Genomic DNA, 17,442 nt, shown 5'->3' with positions numbered 1-17,442 from the left:
TCGACCACGGACGGATCCTCGTCTGCCTGAGCTGCGGGAATGATCGTCACCGCCAGGACGCCCGCCAAGATCGCAATGCTGAAGGAACGCACGCCGAACCCCATCTCGCCTTGCCACTCCGGTTTCGGAGCATTAGACGTGATGGAATGCGTCTCATTACGGCGGGAAATTAACAGATGACATCGAATTGTCCTGTTGTCATGCCTGGGCGTGCTTCAGGTCACGCCCAGGAATTACATCTGCAGCTGCACGAACGGCGTCTGCTCGGCCGACATCGGCACCTGGAACCGCTGCGTCAGGAACGTCGCGATGTCGTGGAACAGCGGCGCCGCCGACGAGCTGAACTGGGTGCCGGTGGGCGCGTCGAGCATGATCCCCACGACGTAGCGCGGGTTGTCCGCCGGCAGGATGCCCGCGAACGTGATCCAGTACTGCGACTGCGAGTAGCACTTGCAGTTCTGGTCGATCTGCTGCGCCGTGCCGGTCTTGCCCGCGACCTGGTAGCCGGGCAGCGCGGCCTGCTTGCCGGTGCCGTTCTGGTTCGCGTCGCGCGGGTCGGACTGGGTGACCGAGCGGAACATGTCGCGCACGGTCTTCGCGGTCTCCGCCGACACGACCCGGACGCCCTCCGGCCGTTGCTTCTCCGACCGCGCGCCCTCCTCGCCGATCTCGGCGCGGACCAGCCGCGGCGGGATGCGCACGCCGTCGTTGGCGATGGCCTGGTACATCCCGGTCATCTGCAGCAGCGTCATCGAGAGGCCCTGGCCGATCGGCAGGTTGCCGAACGTCGAGCCGGACCACTGGTTGAGCGGCGGGACCTGGCCCGCCTCCTCGGCGGGGACGCCGGACTGGGTGCGGCGGCCGAGACCGAACTTCTGCAGCATCTCGGCGTAGCGCTCCTGGCCGACCTCCTGGGCGGCGAGCAGCGTGCCGACGTTCGAGGACTTCGCGAACACGCCGGTGAACGACATGGGCACGGTCGGGTGGTTCCAGGCGTCGCGGATGGTCCGGTCGGCGACCTTGATCGACCCCGGCACCTGGAGCACGTCGTCCGGCTTGTGCAGGCCGTACTCGACGGCGGCCGCGGCCGTGACGATCTTGTTCACCGAGCCGGGCTCGAAGCTGTAGGCGACGGCGGTGTTGCGCTTCTGGTCCTCGGTGGCCTTGCCGAAGTCCGTCGGGTCGTACGTCTTGTCGTTGGCCATCGCGACGATCTCGCCGGTGCGGCTGTCCAGCACCACGGCGGAACCGTTCTTCGCGCCCGACTTCTTCGTGTAGTCGGTGACCATCTTCTGGACGGCGTACTGGGTGTCGATGTCGATCGTCAGTTCCAGGCTCTTGCCCGGCTGCGGCTTGACCAGCTCGCGTTCGGTGTTGGGGATGACGAGGGTGTCGTCGCCCGACATCGTGTCGACCACGCGCCGGCCCGTGCGGCCCGCGAGCACGTTGTCCTGCGCGTTCTCCAGCCCGAGGATGCCCTGGACGGTCGGCGGCTTCTCGCCCTCGCGCCAGTTCGCCGCGCCGATGATGTTCGAGGCCACATCGCCGTTGGGGTAGATGCGCTTGGAGCGGTACTCCGAGCCGATGTCCGACGGGAACTTCGCGACGATCTTCGCGGCCTTGGCCGGCTCGGCCTCCCTCGCCAGCACCTCGTAGGTGATGTCCTGGACGAGCTGCTGGTAGATCGACTCCTCGTCGGTCTTCTCGCCGTTGACCTCGGGGCCGAGCGTCTCCGACATGAACTTCGCGATCTCGCGCGCGTGGTCCTCGTACGTGCCGGGATACTTCTTCGCGTCCTTCGCGTGCGCCTCGTCCCAGGTCTTCCGCGCGCGTTGCGGGAGGACGTAGAGCGCGCGGACCTCGATCGAGAACGCGAGCTGGTTGCCGTTGCGGTCGAGGATCGAGCCGCGTTCGGCAGGGATGTCGATGGGCGTCGTGCGCTGCTTCTGCGCCTGCTGCGACAGCTCGGCGGCCTGCAGACCCTGCACCTGCACGAGCTTGACGCCCGCGATCAGCAGCGCGCCGATCAGCAGGATGCGGCCGACGGCGATGCGCACCCTGCTGTTGCCGCCCAGGCGGGTGGCCGGCCGGGAGCCGCGCACGGACAACGGCCGGCGCGGTCCCCTGGTCTGCGGACCCGGCATCTCAGCCGCCCGCCGGAGGCGTCTGACCGGCAGGCGGCGTCTGCCCCTCGGGAGGCGTCTGGCCCGCGGGAGGCTGCTGACCTGCCGGAGGCGTCTGGCCCGCCGGCGGCGCCGGGGTCTCCGAGGACGGCGCGGGCGGCGGCGCCGGCTTGGTCGCCGGGCTCGGCTTGCCGAACTCCTCGATCGAGCCGTCCGGGTTCTGCCGCAGCCTCGCCGGGTTCACCGGCTCGACGAGACCCATCTCGCCCGCGCGGCGGGCCAGGTCGGTCGGCGACTCCAGCAGCGCCACCTCGCGGCGCAGCTGCTCCATCTGCAACGTCAGCCGCTCGGCCTCGGCCCGCGCCTCCTGGAGACGGTAGGTGTCGGCGGCGGCCTGGGTGGAGAAGTACATGATCCCGGCGACGCCCGCGCCGAGCACGAGCATCACGAGCACGACGAACGGCGCCTTGGACGCGACCTTCTGCTGCGGCGCGGCACCGCCACCCCGCAGGTTCTGGGCGCGCTGGGCCCGGCGGGCGTAGGCGCGCTCCGCTCCGGCCGTACGCCTGCGAGCCTTGTCCTTCTGCTCGCGCTTGTCCTTCGACGACTTGGACGGGTCGCGCGGCGACGGCCCGCCGACGCGTGCGGGTGCCGTCATCTCGGTTCTCCGATCCGCTCCGCCGCGCGCAGGCGCACCGGCGCCGCACGAGGGTTGTCCTCGATCTCCTGCTCGTTCGCCAGCTCGGCGCCCTTGGTGAGCAGCTTGACCTCGGGCCCGTGGCCCGGCAGCTCGACCGGCAGCCCTGGCGGGGTCTTCGACTTCGCGAGCTCCGCGAACGCCTGCTTCACCATCCGGTCCTCGAGGGACTGGTAGGACTCCACGACGATCCGGCCGCCGACGCCGAGCACGCCCAGCGCGGCGGGCAGGGCCAGCCGCAACGACTCCAGCTCGCCGTTGACCTCGATCCGCAACGCCTGGAACGTCCGCTTGGCCGGGTGCCCGCCGGTGCGCCGCGAGGCCGCGGGCACGACGGCGTAGAGCAGCTCGACCAGCCGTCCGGAATTCGTGAACGGCTCCTTGTCGCGCTCGCGCAGAACGGCCGAGGCGATCTTGCCCGCGAACCGCTCCTCGCCGTACGTGGAGAGGATCCGGGCGAGGTCGCCGTGCGAGTACGTGTTGAGCACGTCCGCCGCCGTCATGCCGGTGCCCTTGGACATCCGCATGTCGAGCGGGGCGTCCTTGGAGTACGCGAACCCGCGTTCCTCCTCGTCGAGCTGCAACGAGGAGACGCCGAGGTCCATCAGCACACCGTCCACACGGGAGTAACCGAGGTCTTCCACGGCTTCGTCGATGTGGTCGTAGGTGACGTTGACGAGCTTGACCCGGTCGCCGTGGCGAGCGAGCCGCTTGCCGGCCATCTCGATGGCCTGCGGGTCGCGGTCGAGCCCGATGAGCGTGAGTTCCGGGTGCGCGCTCAACAGCGCGTCGGAGTGGCCGCCCATGCCGAGGGTCGTGTCGACAACGATGGCAGGCTTGCCTTCGAGCGCCGGAGCGAAGAGTTCCAGGACGCGGTCCAGCAGCACCGGAACGTGCCGCGGCTGATCCATCGTCCCTCTACTCCCCTTAATGCGCGTTTCGGGTGACGTCAGGTCCCCGCCCGCCCGTCGAACCTGGCGCCGGGGAAGGTGCGCCAGGGCCGATACTCGAGCGGACCGAGGCCTCACGGCACCCGAATCGCGTTGGAACATCCGGCCTGTTGCTCGGCTGACCGCCATCAGAAGACGCCCGGAATGACCTCCTCGCGAGCGGTGGCGTAGCCGTCCTCGTGCTCGTCGAGATAGGTCTGCCAGGCCGCCGCGTCCCAGATCTCCAACCTGGTGAACGCGCCGACGACCACGCACTCCTTGGTCAACCCGGCATACCGGCGCAGTTCCGGTGCGATCAGGACGCGGCCCTGACCGTCCGGACGCTGCTCGTCCGTACCCGCGAACAGATAACGCTGATAGGCGCGTACGGCGTCGTTCGTGAACGGCGCCTCGGCGACCTTCCTCGCCATCTGCTCGAACTCAGCCCGGGGGAACACGTACAGGCAGTGGTCCTGGCCCTTGGTGACCATGAGACCTCCCGCCAGTTCGTCCCGGAACTTCGCAGGCAGTGTCAGCCGACCTTTGTCATCCAGGCGCGGGTAGTGAGTGCCGAGGAACACGGCAGACACCTCCCTTGCCGGGCGACGAGACCGGCAGTGGAGCCCCCGTCTGCCCCACCGGCCGCCACAGTACCCCACTTTTCACCACAGTCAACGTTGAAACAGGTGTTTACACAGCATGTCGAAACTCGTTTGTGCTGGTAGACGCCGTGGGGCGGGCCGGGGGGACGGTGGGGGAACTCGTGCGGCACCACCGTGGCGGGTGAGGGTTCGGCCGCGAATAAGCACTCGAACGGCCTAGAAAATTCCGGGAAAACGGCGCGTGACGGCGAGTTGGTGGGGGAAGGTGGATGGCATGGGTTTTCGCAGGTGCGCCGGGACTGTCGGTGCCGCCCGCTACCGTGATGACGAAATGGTCACGGTGATCCAGGCCTACCGGTTCGCGCTCGATCCGACCGCAGGTCAACGTACAGCCCTGCGGTCGCATTGCGGCGCGCAGCGCTATGCGTTCAACTGGGGACTGGCGCGGGTCAAGGCCAACCTGGACCAACGTGCGGCCGAGGCCTCCTACGGCATCCTCTCCGGGGAACTCACCCCGCCGGTGTCGTGGTCGGCCTTCAGCCTGCGCGCGGACTGGAACCAGGCGAAGGCCGCAGCCGCGCCGTGGTGGGGCGAGAACTCCAAGGAGGAGGCCTACGCGTCCGGGCTGGCCAACCTGGCCGCCGCGTTGACGAACTGGCACGACAGTCGCAGAGGCAGGAGACGCGACCCCGCGGTTCGGTTCCCCGGGTTCAAGGGCAGGCGAGCTGGGTCTTCCTGCCGGTTCACCACCGGCTCCTACGGCGTCACCGGTGATCGGCGGCACGTGAAGTTGCCGCGCATCGGCGCGGTGCGCACTCACGAGTCCACGCGCAAGCTCTCCCGCCATCTGGAGCGCGGCACCGCGCGCATCCGGTCTGCCACCGTGTCGCACCGGTCCGGGCGCTGGTTCTGCTCCTTCTCAGTGGAGATCACCCGGACCGAGCCGACGCCTCGGCGGCCTGACGGCGCGGTCGGCGTCGATCTCGGTGTGACATCGCTCGCGGTGCTGTCCACGGGTCTGGTCGTGCCGAACCCGCGACACCTCAGCGTCTCGCTTCGCGCTTTGCGCCGGCTGCAGCGCCAGGCAGCTCGGCGCATCGGCCCCGACCGGCGCACCGGGCACCAGCCCTCGAACCGATGGCGCAAGACTCGCGCCAAGATCGCACGGCTGCACGCCGGAATCGCGCACTCCCGACGCGACGGCCTGCACAAAATCACCACCGGGCTGGTCCGCGAGTTCGGCACGATCGTGCTGGAGGACCTCACCGTGTCCGGCATGCTGCGCAATCGCCGCCTGGCTCGGCACATCGCGGATGTCGGCATGCGCGAACTGAGGCGGCAGACCTCTTACAAGTCCGCCTGGGGCGGTTCCCGGCTGGTCGTCGCCGACCGCTGGTTCCCGTCCTCGAAGACCTGCTCGGACTGCGGTGCGGTGAAAGCCAAGCTGTCGCTGCGCGTCCGGGTGCACGACTGCGACGAGTGCGGCTTCGTGCTCGATCGCGACCTCAACGCCGCCCGCAACCTCGTCGCGCTCGTCAGCGAGGCAGCGGGTAGCACGTCCGCGGCGAGTTGCGCCGGGACGAGAAACAAGCCCGACGGAAACCCACGTCAGACTCACGCAACGTGGGCAGCGGGTACCGCCGCGGGAAGGCCCGGCCGCGGCCGGGCCAACGCCGCACCGCGAGGTGACGGCTACCGAGCGCAGCGGCCCGACGTCGCTCACGCCTCAGGTAACGGAAGGTGGAAACTGGTGGTGGAGGATGCTGCCGGTAGCTAACGGCGCTTAGCCAAGGTTTGACACACTGCGTGAAACGCTCACACGTCCGTGTTCCGGACACGGCTGCTGGAGGTTTAGTGACGCCGGGAAGCCCAAGCGCGAACAGTCACGCGCCGGTCGATCAGGTTCTGGGTGAGTTGCACGGCGCCGTCCAGCGGATCGCCGCCAACGTGGAGCGGGTGCTCGTCGGCAAACCCGACGTGGTCCGCCTCGCCCTGGTGACGCTGCTCGCCGAGGGGCACCTGCTGGTCGAGGACGTGCCGGGTGTCGGCAAGACCTCGCTGGCCAAAGCGCTGGCCCGTTCGATCGACTGCACGGTGAGCCGCGTGCAGTTCACGCCCGACCTGCTGCCGAGTGACATCACCGGCTCGTCGATCTACAACCGGCAGGAGAACGACTTCGAGTTCCGGCCGGGACCGATCTTCGCGAACATCGTCGTCGGCGACGAGATCAACCGCGCCTCCCCCAAGACGCAGTCCGCGCTGCTGGAGTGCATGGAGGAGCACCAGGTCACGGTCGACGGCAACACGTACCCGCTGGGGTCGCCGTTCATGGTGATCGCGACGCAGAACCCGATCGAGATGGAGGGCACCTACGCCCTTCCCGAGGCGCAGCGCGACAGGTTCACCGCGCGCGTGTCGGTCGGGTACCCGGACCCGCAGGCCGAGCTCGCGATGGTGGACGAGCACGCGGGCCACAACCCGCTCGACGACCTGCGGCCCGTCTCGGACGCCGCGCAGATCCTGCGGCTGATCGAGGCCGTGCGCCGGGTGCACCTGTCGCCGGAGGTCCGCCGGTACGCCGTCGAGCTGGTCTCGGCGACGCGCCGCCTGCCGGAACTCCGCCTCGGTGCCTCGCCGCGGTCGACGCTGCACCTCGTGCGGGCGGCCCGTGCGCAGGCCGCGCTCGCCGGTCGGGACTTCGTGGTGCCGGACGACGTCCACGCGGTGTCGATCCCGGTGCTGGCCCACCGGCTGGTGCTGACCGCGGAGGCCCAGGCCGCCCGCCGGTCCCCCGCCGAGCTGATCAGGGCGCTCTTGCAGCGCGTGCCGGTGCCCACGGCGGCGCTGGACCCGAGTGCGGCGTTCGTCCGCAGCATGAACAACAACAACGCAGGGACGCCACGCTAACGATGCGCACCGCACTCTCCGGTCTGACCACGCGCGGAAGATGCTTGCTGGCCGCGGGGTTCGCCGCCGGAGTGTGCGCCGCCGTGCTGAACGAGCGCGACCTGTTGCGGGTCGCGGCCTTCGTGATCGCGCTGCCGCTGCTGGCCGCGTGGCTCGCGACGAGGGCTCGGGTGGGGCTGCACGCCGCCCGGTACCTCGCCCCGAGCCGGGTGCCGGTCGGTGCCGCGTCCGAGGTGAAGCTCGACCTGCGCAGCACCGGACGGCTGCCCACGGGCGGCCTGATGCTGGAGGACACCGTTCCGTACGCCCTGGGCGCGCGGCCGCGGTTCCTCGTCGAGCGGCTGCCCCGCAACACGCCGACGTCGTTGCGCTATCCGCTCAAGCCGGTGATGCGCGGGATCCAGCAGGTCGGGCCGTTGATGGCGCGGATCACCGATCCGTTCGGGCTCGCCGAGTTCGACCGCGAGCTCGCCGGCCGGTCACGCCTGGTCGTGGTGCCCCGGGTCGTGCGGCTGTCGGGGTTGCCCGGCGGGTCCGGCATGGGCGCGGGCGACGACGGCTCGGTGCGGCTGCGGGCCGGTCAGGGCGAGGACGACGCGGTGGTGCGGCCGTACCGGCAGGGCGATGACCTGCGGAAGGTGCACTGGCGGTCGACCGCCCGGCGCGACGAGCTGATGGTGCGCGTCGAGGAACGCCCGTGGCGTGGCGGCACGACGGTGCTGATCGACCACCGGGTGCACGCGCACCGCGGCAGCGGGCCGACGGCGTCGCTGGAGTGGGCCATCTCGTTCTCCGCGTCGATCTGCCTGCACCTGCACCACTTCGGGCACCAGGTCCGCCTGGTCTCCGAGGACGGGCGGGTGCTCGCGGGCGGGTCGTCCGACGGCGGGCACAGCGACCACGTGGTGCTGGACTCGCTCGCGGCGTTGCAGGGTTCGCACCGCCGTGAGCTGAGCGGCGGCACCGACCCCGGCGCGGGCCAGGAGGTCATCGCGGTGCTGGGCGGGTTGTCGCCGGCGTCGGCGGAGGAGCTGATCCGGTACCGGCCGCGCGGCACCCGCAGTCTCGCGGTGCTGCTGGACGTGAACGCGTGGGCCGGCGGGACCGACCAGGCCGCGCCCGAACCCGAGGACGCCCGGCGGTTGCTGGCGGGCGCGGGCTGGGGCGTGGCGGTCGCGAAGCCGTCCGCGTCGATGCAGCAGGTGTGGCAGGAGTTGTGCGCCTCGGCAGGAACCCGGGGTCCGTCGTTCCGCTCGGAGGTGGGCTGAGATGGGGAGCCGTTCCGCTCCTGCCAGAAGCACCGAACCGGAGTGGTTCACCTCGGCGACGCCGTGGATCGCCGCGCTGGCGGTGCTGTGCGCCTCGACCGCGCTCTCCGGCGTGATCGAGGGCGACCTGTGGCTCGTCCGGATCGCCGTGATGATCGTCGCGATCACCGTGACCGGCGCGTTCCTGCGCGCGACCAGGCTGCCCGCGCCGTTGGTGGCGCTGGCCCAGGTCTTCGTGCTGTTGTGCCTGCTCACCGCGTTGCACACGCGGTCGGGCATCTTCCTGTTCATCCCCGGTCCGGACGCGCTGAGCGAGCTCGGCGACGTGCTCGCGGAGTCGGTGGCGCAGGTGCAGACCGGGGTGCCGCCGGTGCACGCGTCGCCGGCGATCCAGGCGCTCGTCGTGCTCGCGATCGGTCTGGTCGCGATCCTGGTCGACACGCTCGCGGTGGCCGCGGCGGCTCCGGCGGCGTCCGGGCTGGTGCTGCTGTGCGTGTTCGCGGTGCCCGCGTCGCTCGCCGACGAGATGCTGCCGTTCTGGACGTTCGTGCTGGGCGCGGCGGCGTTCGCGATGCTGCTCGCGGTCGACGGCCAGCACCGGCACGTGGCGTGGCGCGGCCGGCTCGGGTCGGGCTCGGCCAGCGGGTCGGGTTCGTCGGCGACGTCGGTGGCGGCCATCGCGATGGTGATCGCGCTGGTGGTCGGGTTCGCGTTCACGTTCGTCGGCACGGTCGGGCGGTTGCCCGGCAACGGCTCGCTGGGCGGTGGCCGGGGTGGCATCGGCCTGAGCGAGATGACGTCGTTGCGCGGCATGCTGAACCGCGGCCAGTCGGCCGAGGTGTTCATCGTGCGCGGGATGCCCAAGGAAGAGCCTGTGTACATGCGGGCGTCGACCCTGGCGCAGTACGTGCCGAACAAGGGCTGGGAACGCGGTTCGCCTCCCGGCGGCTCGCCCGCGCGCGGCGAGCTGCCGCTGCAGGCGGGTGACCGGGGCGAGGGCAACTCCGTCACGATCAAGATCGAGCCGCGCAGCTGGCGGAGCTACTGGCTGCCGACCTACGGCAAGGTCCGCTCGATCCAGACGTCGGACGACCAGTACCAGTTCGACCCCAAGAAGGGGGTCATCTACACCCAGCAGGAGCGCGAGCCGGAGCCTTACGAGATCAACACGGTGCTGGCGACCCCGGCGAAGGGCGCGCTGCGGCTCGCCCCGGCCCAGGCGAACGCGGTCGACCGCGAGTACTACTCGTTCAACGGCGTCGAGCAGGAGGTCCAGGACCTCGCGAAGAAGGTCGTCGACGGCGCGACCAACGACTTCGACAAGGCCGCGAAGCTCACCGAGTTCTTCCACGGCTCGGAGTTCAAGTACGACCTCAAGACGCAGGGCGACGTCAACCGGGACGCGCTGACCGACTTCGTGACGAAGAGCAAGGTCGGCTACTGCGAGCAGTACGCGTCCGCGATGGCCGTCATGGCGCGCGTGGTGGGGCTGCCGTCGCGGGTGGCGATCGGCTTCACCGCGGGCGTGCTGTCGCCGGACCAGTCGTACCGGACGATCAGCACCGAGGACGCGCACGCGTGGGTTGAGATCTTCTTCCCGAACTACGGCTGGATGACGTTCGACCCGACGCCGGTCGACGACGGCCGCGGCATCGTGCCGCCGTACCTGCGCGAGGAGGCCCAGGGCCAGGACGAGCTGCCGACCGCTCCGGCGGAGACCGAGACGTCCACGCCGACCGCGAGCGGATCGGCGCAGGCCTCGACCTCGCCCGACGGTGAGGACGGCACGGCGGCCATCGGTGACGCGACGGTGCAGGACACGTCGAGGGACTGGGTTCCGTGGGCGGTGGGCACCGTCGTCGCTCTCGCGTTGCTCCTCCAGCTCTTCCGCCGGATGAGCGCGAGGACCGGCCCGCCCGGTCCCGGTGACGTCGGCGGAGACCAGCGGCGGGACGGTCCCGCACCGCCGCCGACCGGTCCGGTGGCAGCACTGCGGCGGTGGAGCGGGCCGATCTCGATCGTGCTGTGGGCGGTCGCGTTGCTGCTCGCGGTGGCGTGGCTGTCGTACTGGCTGACGGCGTTGCTGCTGGTGTTGATGCTCGTCGCGACGCCCGGAGTCGTTCGCGCGATGCGACGGCGTGACCGGCTGAGGCAGGTCACCGGGCTCGGACCCCGGGCTGCCTCGGCGGCGTGGAACGAGCTCATCGCCGAGTCGATCGACCGCGGCGCGCCCGTGCCGGCCGCCGAGACGATCCGGATCGCGGCCCGCCGGCTGGCGCGCGAGCACAACCTCGACGACGCGGGCAAGGAAGGTCTGCGCACGGTCATCGGGGCGATCGAGCGGTCCTGGTACAGCCCGAACCCGGCGGCCGACCCGGCGTTGCCCGCCGCGCTGGAGGCGGTGCGGCAGTCGTTGCGGCTGAACGCGCCGCTGTCGTGGAAGGCGAAGCTGTTCCCGAAGTCGGTGCTGAGGCCGGTGCCCGCACCGGTGGCCGACGTGCCGGAGCGCGAGCCGGTCGGGGTCTGAGTTCCCCTGGTGAACGAGCAACGGGCCCGCTCCCCTTCGTGGGGGGCGGGCCCGTTGCTGTGGATCAGTGGTTACTGCTCTTCGTCGAACCGGCGACGGAAGCGCTCTTCCATCCGTTCGGAGAACGAGCTGCGGCTGCGCGCGGGCTTGCCGTCCTCCTGCGTGCCCTCGGCGACCTGGTCACCGCGACGCAACGTCGTCAGGGTGATGAGGGCACCGAAGAACATGAGCAGGAAGCCGAAGACGCTCACCACGGGGATGCTGGCGATCGAGAGCTGCGGGAGCATCACGCCGGTGATGAGCGCGGCCACGCCGACCACGAACAACACGATGCCTTGTACGCGGCGTCGCTTGGACGGCCGCCGCAACTTGGCGCCCCGTACGGTAGATGCGAACTTCGGGTCCTCGGCGTAGAGCGCGCGCTCGATCTGGTCGAGCAGTCGCTGCTCGTGCTCGGAGAGTGGCATCGTTCCTCCTCCGGCACAGCGGTCGCGGGCGCCGGGTGTTTTCGGTTTGCGCCGAACCCGGCGGACGACCCACCCCTGGGACGTCACCCTCCAGGATACGATCCGCGCGCCCCGGCGACTACCCAGTCGGCCTTCTCACTCGGTCTGTTCTGTCACCATCATCCTCCTGGGGCAGTGGTGAGGCCTTCGTGAGGCTTGCTCAATGCCCTTGTAGCCGTCCGTTCACGCCTCGTTCGACCTCCTGATCCGCCGGGGACAGCCCCGCTTGCTCGGATCAGTCGCATGACCGAACTCATCGTCAACGGCGCCGCCGAGCAGGGCCTGACCGGCTGGCTCGTCGTCGCGGGCGCCCCGATCGTGCTGCGGTACGACACGGGCCAGGGGTATCCGGGGCCCGGTGATCCCGGTCCGGCACAGCGCGGGTCGTCGTTCTTCGGCGGCGGCGGCACGCCACTGAGCACGCTGCGACAGAGCGTGACATTGCCGCGCCGAGCGACTCGGTTCGCCGTGTCGGCGTGGCTCGGCGGCTACGCGGCGCAGCAGGACGGCGCCCGGTTGTCCGTCGAGTTCCTCGACGCCGGCGGCACTCCGCGCGGCCTGGTCGTGCTCGGCCCGGTCACGGCGGAGGAACGCTCCGGCCGCACGGGCCTGCTGGAGCGGACGTTCCAGGGCACCGTGCCGCCCGGCAGCAGGACGGCGGTCGTCACCTTGCAGATGACCCGATCCGGCGGCGGCACGTCGAACGACGGCTACGCGGACAACATCTCGTTCACCGTGGAGGCCCGCTGATGCTGAACCGACGTGATCTCCTGCGCGCCGCTGCCGCCGCGGGCGCCCTGGGCACCGCGTGGCCGTTGGCCGAGGGCCTCTCCCCTGCCGAGGCCCACGCGGCCGCGCTGGACCTGGGCGCCACGTGGGACGCGGCGCCGTTCACACTCGGGGTCGGCTCCGGGGACCCGTTGCCGGACAGCGTGATCCTGTGGACGCGCCTCGCCCCCGAACCGCTGGCGTTCGAGCAGCCGCTGCCCGAGATCGTCGAGGTCGAGTGGTCCGTCGCCCTGGACCGCACGATGCGAGCCCGCGTCGCGTGCGGCACGGTCGCGGCCTCGAACCTGTTGGGGCACAGCGTGCACGTGCCCGTCTCCGGCCTGCGTCCCGGTCGCACCTACTACTACCAGTTCTCGGCGCTGGGCAAGCGTTCCCGCGTGGGACGCACCCGCACGGCCCCGGTCGGCGCGGTGTCTCGCGTCCGTTTCGCGACGGCGAACTGCCAGGCGTTCCACGACGGCTTCTACGCGGCCCACCGCGGCATCGCCGCGGAGAACGTCGACTTCGTCGTGCATCTCGGCGACTACATCTACGAGCACGGCCAGGTGGGCGGCCAGCACGTGCGCGACCACGAGGGCCCGGCCGTGCTGTCCCTTGCGGACTACCGCCGCCGCCACGCGCTCTACAAGGGAGACGCGTCCCTGCGCGACGCCCACGCGGCCCACCCCTGGTTCCTCACCTGGGACGACCACGAGGTGGTGAACGACTACAGCGGCACCGAGGGCTCCGCGCCGTTCGTGAAGCGCCGCGCCGCCGCCTACCAGGCCTGGTACGAACACCTCCCGATCCGCTCCGGCAGCGCCTTGGAACCGCAGATCTACCGCCGCCGGGAATGGGGCTCCCTGGTCGATCTGACCGTTCTGGACCTGCGCCAGTACCGGTCCGCGCAGAACCTGGCCGACGGCACGATCCTGGGCGCCACGCAGAAGAAGTGGTTGTTGGACGGTGTCTCCGGCGCCCGCGAGGCGTGGCAGGTGTGGATCAACTCGATCATGCTGTCGCAACTGAGGCGCCCCGGCGGCGGCTACTACTTCACCGACCAGTGGGACGGCTTCCTCGCCGAACGCCGCGAGGTGCTCGGCCACGTGGCGGCCGCGGAGCTGAAGGACCTCGTGGTGCTCACCGGCGACTGGCACTCGGCGTTCGTCGACGACATCCGCCCGGACTTCGACGACGTGTCCTCACCGGTGATCGGCACCGAGTTCACCGCGCACTCCGTCACGTCCGGCGCGTACTCGCCGGAGTGGAACGCGGCGAACGGGCCCGTGATGGGGGCGGCGAACCCGCACCTGAAGTACTTCGAGGGCAACAGGTACGGCTACGACGTGTACGAGGTGACGCCCCGGCGGTTCACCACGCACATGAGGGTGGTCGGGGACCGGCGGGACGCGGCGTCGCCGGTGACGACGCTGACGTCGTTCCACGTCGACCGGGGGAAGGCGGGGAGCTACGAGGACCCGGCGACGGCGGGGTCCCCGGCGCAGTACCGACGGGCCTGACGTCGGGCCGGTGTTGTTGAGCGGCGCAGGCGTTGCCGTTGTGGCCGAACGAAATCGGCTGCAGTGGGCGTCGTTGAGCGTCGTTGAGTCGCGCCGGCGGCAGGCTGAGCGTTGCCGGCACGGCAGAGCGGTTCCGATGTCGTTGAGCAGTACCGGCGGCGGCGCTGGGGTGCTGAGTGGCATTGCGCCAACTGTTGCCGTCGGCGTCGGCGTCGGCGTTGGCGTTGGCGTCGCAGAAAGTGTCAGACCCGCTGAGTAAGCTCGAACTCGGGGGTTCCCGGGCCCTGTGTGGCTGAGGGCGGGCCCCCGAATCCGGGGCTACTCAGCGGGTCTGACAGTTCTGGTCAGTCCGGCAGGTCTTGCCGGACCTCTGCGGCCGTGCCGATCAGCTTGCGATCTTGTAGGCCCGGATGATCGTCGACTCACCCGTGTTGCCGGCCGCGTCCGTGGTCTTGGCGCGCAGCGAGGCGTACCTGGCGTTCTTCGGGTGGTGCAGGAGCAGCTTGTCGCCGACGACCTGCGCCTGCTTCCAGGTGGCGCCGTCGTCGTAGGAGACCTCGACGGTGAGGCGTTTGACCTTCGGCGTGTTCGCCGCCTGCTCGACCTTGAGCGGGACGATCTGCACGCGGCCGCGTGCGGTGTCCTCGTCGTCGAGCTTCGGCTGGTAGCGGACGACGGTGAGCGGCAGGGTCGTGATGTCGCTGGTGTGCTTGGACTTGAAGGTCCAGGCGCCGCTCACCTTCGTGGACAGTTCGGCGTCGCGGCTGTGTTCCATCTCCGCGCGGTAGGTGCCTTCCTCGGCCGGCACGTCGAAGACGGCGGTCGGGGTGTTCTGCTCGCCCACCTTGGAACCGTTGCGCGACAACGTGGTCTTGGCCGTGCCGCCGTTGACCCTGCCCGCGCCGCCGTTGTTGTCGGTGAAGAGCGGGACCACGACGGCGATCTGGTCCTCCAGACGTGCCAGGCCGAAGCGCGGCTGTTCCGGGACCGACGGGCCGAGGATCGCGGCGCCGAAGGTCTGCTCGTACTTCTTGCCCCCCTTGAAGGAACGGCTGGGCGTCTCGGTCGAGTACTCGTTGTTGTTGTCCGGGCCGACCCGGTCGTAGATCCAGCTCCACTTGCCGGTGACGGTCGTGACGAGGTCGACGGAGTGGCCGCCTTCGGGGACCGGGGTGAACCAGGCGAAGCCACCGCTGCCGTCGACCGGGTGCGGCATGACGGCGACGCCGTGCTGCCGGCCCTCACCCGCCGGGCGGAAGCCCGTCTTCACCTCGGCCAGGTCACTCGCCTTGGCGGTGCGTTCGTAGCCGGTGGGCAGGCTCTTCTCGGTGTACATCATGCGGTAGCTGACCGGCGTCCTGTCGTCGCGCGGCGTGCCCTTGGCCTGTTCGGCGATGGTCACCGAGAAGCCCTGCGGGGACGGTCCGATCTGGGCCGTGTACGCCTGGCCGGCGAGGCCGTCGAAGAACGCCCAGCCGTGGCCGAACGGGCTGCCCGCGACCTGGGCGCTGTAGCCGATGGTCCCGATCATGCCCTGGGAGGCGGGGTCGGGGGTCCTGAGCGCGACCGGCTTGGCCAGGCGCGTGTCGATCGTGATCGACCCCTTGCCGGCCACGACGAACTTCGGCTGCACCACGAACGCGACCTTGAAGTCCGCGCTGATCACGGAGCTGTCCACCAGGTACTCGCCCTTGGGCAGGCGGACGTTCTTGCCGGTTCCGGGATAGCGCTTGCCGGTCTGGGCGTTGACGAACACGGTGCTCTGGTTCTCGGTCGGGTTGCCGTCGGCGCCGAGCACCGCGACCGCGGTGTCGTAGCTCTCGACCTCGCGGTTGACGCTCACCAGCGTGCGCAGACCGTTCGACGCGACGACCGCGCCGCTGTAGGCACCGTCCGCCGCGGTGACCCTGGTGTCGGCGGTGATCGTGGCCTTGGCCTCGCCGCCGGCCGGGACCGTGACCTTCGCCGGGGACACCGTGAACAGACCCGCCGGAGCGGGCTTGCCGTCCGGTCCCTTGACGTCCGCGCTCAGGTCGAGCGTGACGGGCGCGGTGCCGGGGTTGCGGTAGGTGACCTCGCGGACGACCTTCTCGTCATCGTCGTGCGGCCACTGCTGCACCCCGAAGTTGATGTTCGCGGGCTCGGCGACCACCTGCTGCGCCAGCATCTTCGGCACGTCGACCCGGCCTGCGCCCTGGTCGAACGCCGTCAGCGACGGGTTCGCCCTGGCGGAGGCCATGATCGTCGCCTTGAGCCGCTCACCGGACCAGTCCGGGTGCTGCTGCTTGAGCAGCGCGACGACACCCGCGACGTGCGGCGTCGCCATCGACGTGCCGTCCATCGCGACGTGTCCCTGCGTACCGGCCTCGGCCGCCACGATGCCGACACCCGGCGCCGTCACGTCCGGCTTCACCGCTCCGTCCGCGGCCGGGCCGCGGCTCGAGAACGACGCGATGGCGTCGTTGCGGTCCACCGCTCCCACGGTCAGCGCGGACTCGGCGCTGCCGGGCGAGCCGATCGTCTCGGGACGCCCGGAGTTGCCCGCCGCGACGACGAACAGCACGCCGTTCTCCCGGGAGATCCGGCTGAGCGCCTCCTCGATCGGGTCGATCTCGGGGGTGTCACCGCCGCCCAGGCTCATGTTGACGACCTGCGCGCCCTGATCCGCCGCCCACTGCATGCCCGCGAGGATCGCCGAGTCCGGGCAGCCGCCGGGCTGGCAGACCTTGCCGTCGAGGATCTCCGCGTCCGGCGCGACACCGCGGTACTTATCGCCCCTGCTGGCGATGGTCGACGCGACGTGCGTGCCGTGCCCGACCTCGTCGGTGTTGTCCGGCGAGTCGGTGAAGTTCTTCTCGGCGACCTGCTTGCCCTGCAGGTCCGGGTGCTTCTCGTCGACGCCCGTGTCGAGCACCGCGACCTTCACGCCCTTGCCCGTGACGCCGGCCTGCCACGCCTCCGGCGCACCGATCTGCCTGGTGCTGCGGTCGAGCGACACCTTGCGCACGCCGTCGAGCCACACCTTCTCCACCGCGCCGCCGCGCAGCGACTCCCAGGCGCTGCCCGACTTCGCGGCCGTGCCCGTCACCAGACCGGCCACCGGCTCCTGCGCCGCCAGCGCCGTGACTCCCGATCGCGCGCCCGCCGCCGGCCGCACGATCAGAGGAACGGTGCCGCGCCGCGCGTCGTCGTAGCCGAAGTCGGCCATCGACGTCACGTCGAACAACCGCGGGTCGAGCTTTCCGTTGTCCACCAACGCGATCGCATCCGCCGGCACCACGTGCTGGTGCCCGTCGCGCGTGAACGTGCGCACCGGGATCCTGCCCCTGCCCGGCCCCGGTACGACCCGCACGACGCGGTTGCCCGCCAGTTCCACGCGGTCACCGGTGATCAGCGTGACGCTGCGATCGCCTTGCCCCGGCGACTCCTGCGCGTGCGCGACCGCCGCCGTCCCCGCGATCGTTCCCGCGGTGACGAGCCCTGCCGACAGCGCGAGCGCGGTGAACCCCCTGCGGGCACCTCGCTGTCCTGCTCTCACTGGTACCTCCAGTGCTCGATGAGGTGTTGCACCAGTGACCGTAGGGACACCGAGCGT

General features: G+C 70.5%; 12 protein-coding genes. 6 read left to right on the top strand and 6 right to left on the bottom strand.

Annotated elements, in window-relative coordinates:
- Nucleotides 1-233 precede the first annotated feature (233 nt).
- From ACFWNN_RS37285 to mraZ, 4 genes are all read right to left on the bottom strand, one after another.
- Complete coding sequence (locus tag ACFWNN_RS37285) at nt 234-2,144, bottom strand: peptidoglycan D,D-transpeptidase FtsI family protein (protein ID WP_382444661.1); 1,911 nt, start codon at nt 2,142-2,144, stop codon at nt 234-236.
- Between the two features lies 1 nt (nt 2,145).
- Nucleotides 2,146-2,781 carry a hypothetical protein gene (locus tag ACFWNN_RS37280; protein ID WP_382444660.1) on the bottom strand — a complete coding sequence of 212 codons (636 nt, stop codon included), beginning with the start codon at nt 2,779-2,781 and terminating at the stop codon, nt 2,146-2,148.
- The gene (gene rsmH / locus ACFWNN_RS37275) at nt 2,778-3,731 is read right to left on the bottom strand and encodes a 16S rRNA (cytosine(1402)-N(4))-methyltransferase RsmH (RefSeq protein ID WP_382444659.1); all 954 of its coding nucleotides are present in this window, start codon (nt 3,729-3,731) and stop codon (nt 2,778-2,780) included. The genes ACFWNN_RS37280 and rsmH overlap by 4 nt, the downstream gene beginning before the upstream one ends.
- Nucleotides 3,732-3,898: 167 nt before the next feature.
- Complete coding sequence (gene mraZ / locus ACFWNN_RS37270; RefSeq protein WP_053733094.1) at nt 3,899-4,330, bottom strand: division/cell wall cluster transcriptional repressor MraZ; 432 nt, start codon at nt 4,328-4,330, stop codon at nt 3,899-3,901.
- A 352-nt stretch (nt 4,331-4,682) separates the two neighbouring features.
- On the opposite strand from mraZ, the gene tnpB reads away from it, so the two are divergent.
- The 4 genes from tnpB to ACFWNN_RS37250 all read left to right on the top strand — a co-directional run bounded on the left by tnpB (nt 4,683) and on the right by ACFWNN_RS37250 (nt 11,053).
- Nucleotides 4,683-6,128: an IS607 family element RNA-guided endonuclease TnpB gene (gene tnpB, locus ACFWNN_RS37265; RefSeq protein WP_382444658.1), complete on the top strand. Its 1,446-nt coding sequence runs from the start codon at nt 4,683-4,685 to the stop codon at nt 6,126-6,128.
- A 77-nt stretch (nt 6,129-6,205) separates the two neighbouring features.
- A complete protein-coding gene (locus tag ACFWNN_RS37260; protein WP_382444657.1) occupies nt 6,206-7,258 on the top strand; it encodes an AAA family ATPase in 1,053 nt (350 codons plus the stop codon).
- Between the two features lie 2 nt (nt 7,259-7,260).
- On the top strand, nt 7,261-8,526 hold the full coding sequence (locus ACFWNN_RS37255) for a DUF58 domain-containing protein (RefSeq protein WP_382444656.1): 1,266 nt from the start codon (nt 7,261-7,263) through the stop codon (nt 8,524-8,526).
- A gap of 1 nt (nt 8,527) precedes the next feature.
- Nucleotides 8,528-11,053 carry a transglutaminaseTgpA domain-containing protein gene (locus ACFWNN_RS37250; RefSeq protein WP_382444655.1) on the top strand — a complete coding sequence of 842 codons (2,526 nt, stop codon included), beginning with the start codon at nt 8,528-8,530 and terminating at the stop codon, nt 11,051-11,053.
- Nucleotides 11,054-11,124: 71 nt separating this feature from the next.
- Here ACFWNN_RS37250 and ACFWNN_RS37245 read toward each other — a convergent pair whose 3' ends face one another.
- Nucleotides 11,125-11,520 carry a DUF3040 domain-containing protein gene (locus tag ACFWNN_RS37245; RefSeq protein WP_329789677.1) on the bottom strand — a complete coding sequence of 132 codons (396 nt, stop codon included), beginning with the start codon at nt 11,518-11,520 and terminating at the stop codon, nt 11,125-11,127.
- 282 nt (nt 11,521-11,802) lie between these two features.
- Here ACFWNN_RS37245 and ACFWNN_RS37240 point away from each other — a divergent pair, with 282 nt between their 5' ends.
- Both ACFWNN_RS37240 and ACFWNN_RS37235 read left to right on the top strand, forming a co-directional pair.
- On the top strand, nt 11,803-12,309 hold the full coding sequence (locus ACFWNN_RS37240) for a hypothetical protein (protein ID WP_382444654.1): 507 nt from the start codon (nt 11,803-11,805) through the stop codon (nt 12,307-12,309).
- Nucleotides 12,309-13,847, top strand: a complete 1,539-nt coding sequence (locus ACFWNN_RS37235; protein WP_382444653.1) for an alkaline phosphatase D family protein — start codon at nt 12,309-12,311, stop codon at nt 13,845-13,847. The genes ACFWNN_RS37240 and ACFWNN_RS37235 overlap by 1 nt, the downstream gene beginning before the upstream one ends.
- 385 nt (nt 13,848-14,232) lie before the next feature.
- Here the strand turns inward: ACFWNN_RS37235 and ACFWNN_RS37230 are convergent, their stop codons facing one another.
- Nucleotides 14,233-17,385 carry a S8 family serine peptidase gene (locus tag ACFWNN_RS37230; protein WP_382444652.1) on the bottom strand — a complete coding sequence of 1,051 codons (3,153 nt, stop codon included), beginning with the start codon at nt 17,383-17,385 and terminating at the stop codon, nt 14,233-14,235.
- Nucleotides 17,386-17,442 lie beyond the last annotated feature (57 nt).

The sequence above is a fragment of the Lentzea sp. NPDC058450 genome (genome assembly GCF_042721395.1).
Classification (GTDB): Bacteria; Actinomycetota; Actinomycetes; order Mycobacteriales; family Pseudonocardiaceae; genus Lentzea.
The sequence above is the reverse complement of the archived record's forward strand: the minus strand, read 5'-3'. Positions and strand labels throughout refer to the sequence as shown.

Coding starts and splice junctions, on each gene's coding strand:
- ACFWNN_RS37285 (WP_382444661.1), bottom strand. CDS start 2,144: ATGCCGGGTCCGCAGACCAGGGGACCGCGCCGGCCGTTGTCCGTGCGC.
- ACFWNN_RS37280 (WP_382444660.1), bottom strand. CDS start 2,781: ATGACGGCACCCGCACGCGTCGGCGGGCCGTCGCCGCGCGACCCGTCC.
- rsmH (WP_382444659.1), bottom strand. CDS start 3,731: ATGGATCAGCCGCGGCACGTTCCGGTGCTGCTGGACCGCGTCCTGGAA.
- tnpB (WP_382444658.1), top strand. CDS start 4,683: ATGGTCACGGTGATCCAGGCCTACCGGTTCGCGCTCGATCCGACCGCA.
- ACFWNN_RS37255 (WP_382444656.1), top strand. CDS start 7,261: ATGCGCACCGCACTCTCCGGTCTGACCACGCGCGGAAGATGCTTGCTG.
- ACFWNN_RS37250 (WP_382444655.1), top strand. CDS start 8,528: ATGGGGAGCCGTTCCGCTCCTGCCAGAAGCACCGAACCGGAGTGGTTC.
- ACFWNN_RS37245 (WP_329789677.1), bottom strand. CDS start 11,520: ATGCCACTCTCCGAGCACGAGCAGCGACTGCTCGACCAGATCGAGCGC.
- ACFWNN_RS37240 (WP_382444654.1), top strand. CDS start 11,803: ATGACCGAACTCATCGTCAACGGCGCCGCCGAGCAGGGCCTGACCGGC.
- ACFWNN_RS37235 (WP_382444653.1), top strand. CDS start 12,309: ATGCTGAACCGACGTGATCTCCTGCGCGCCGCTGCCGCCGCGGGCGCC.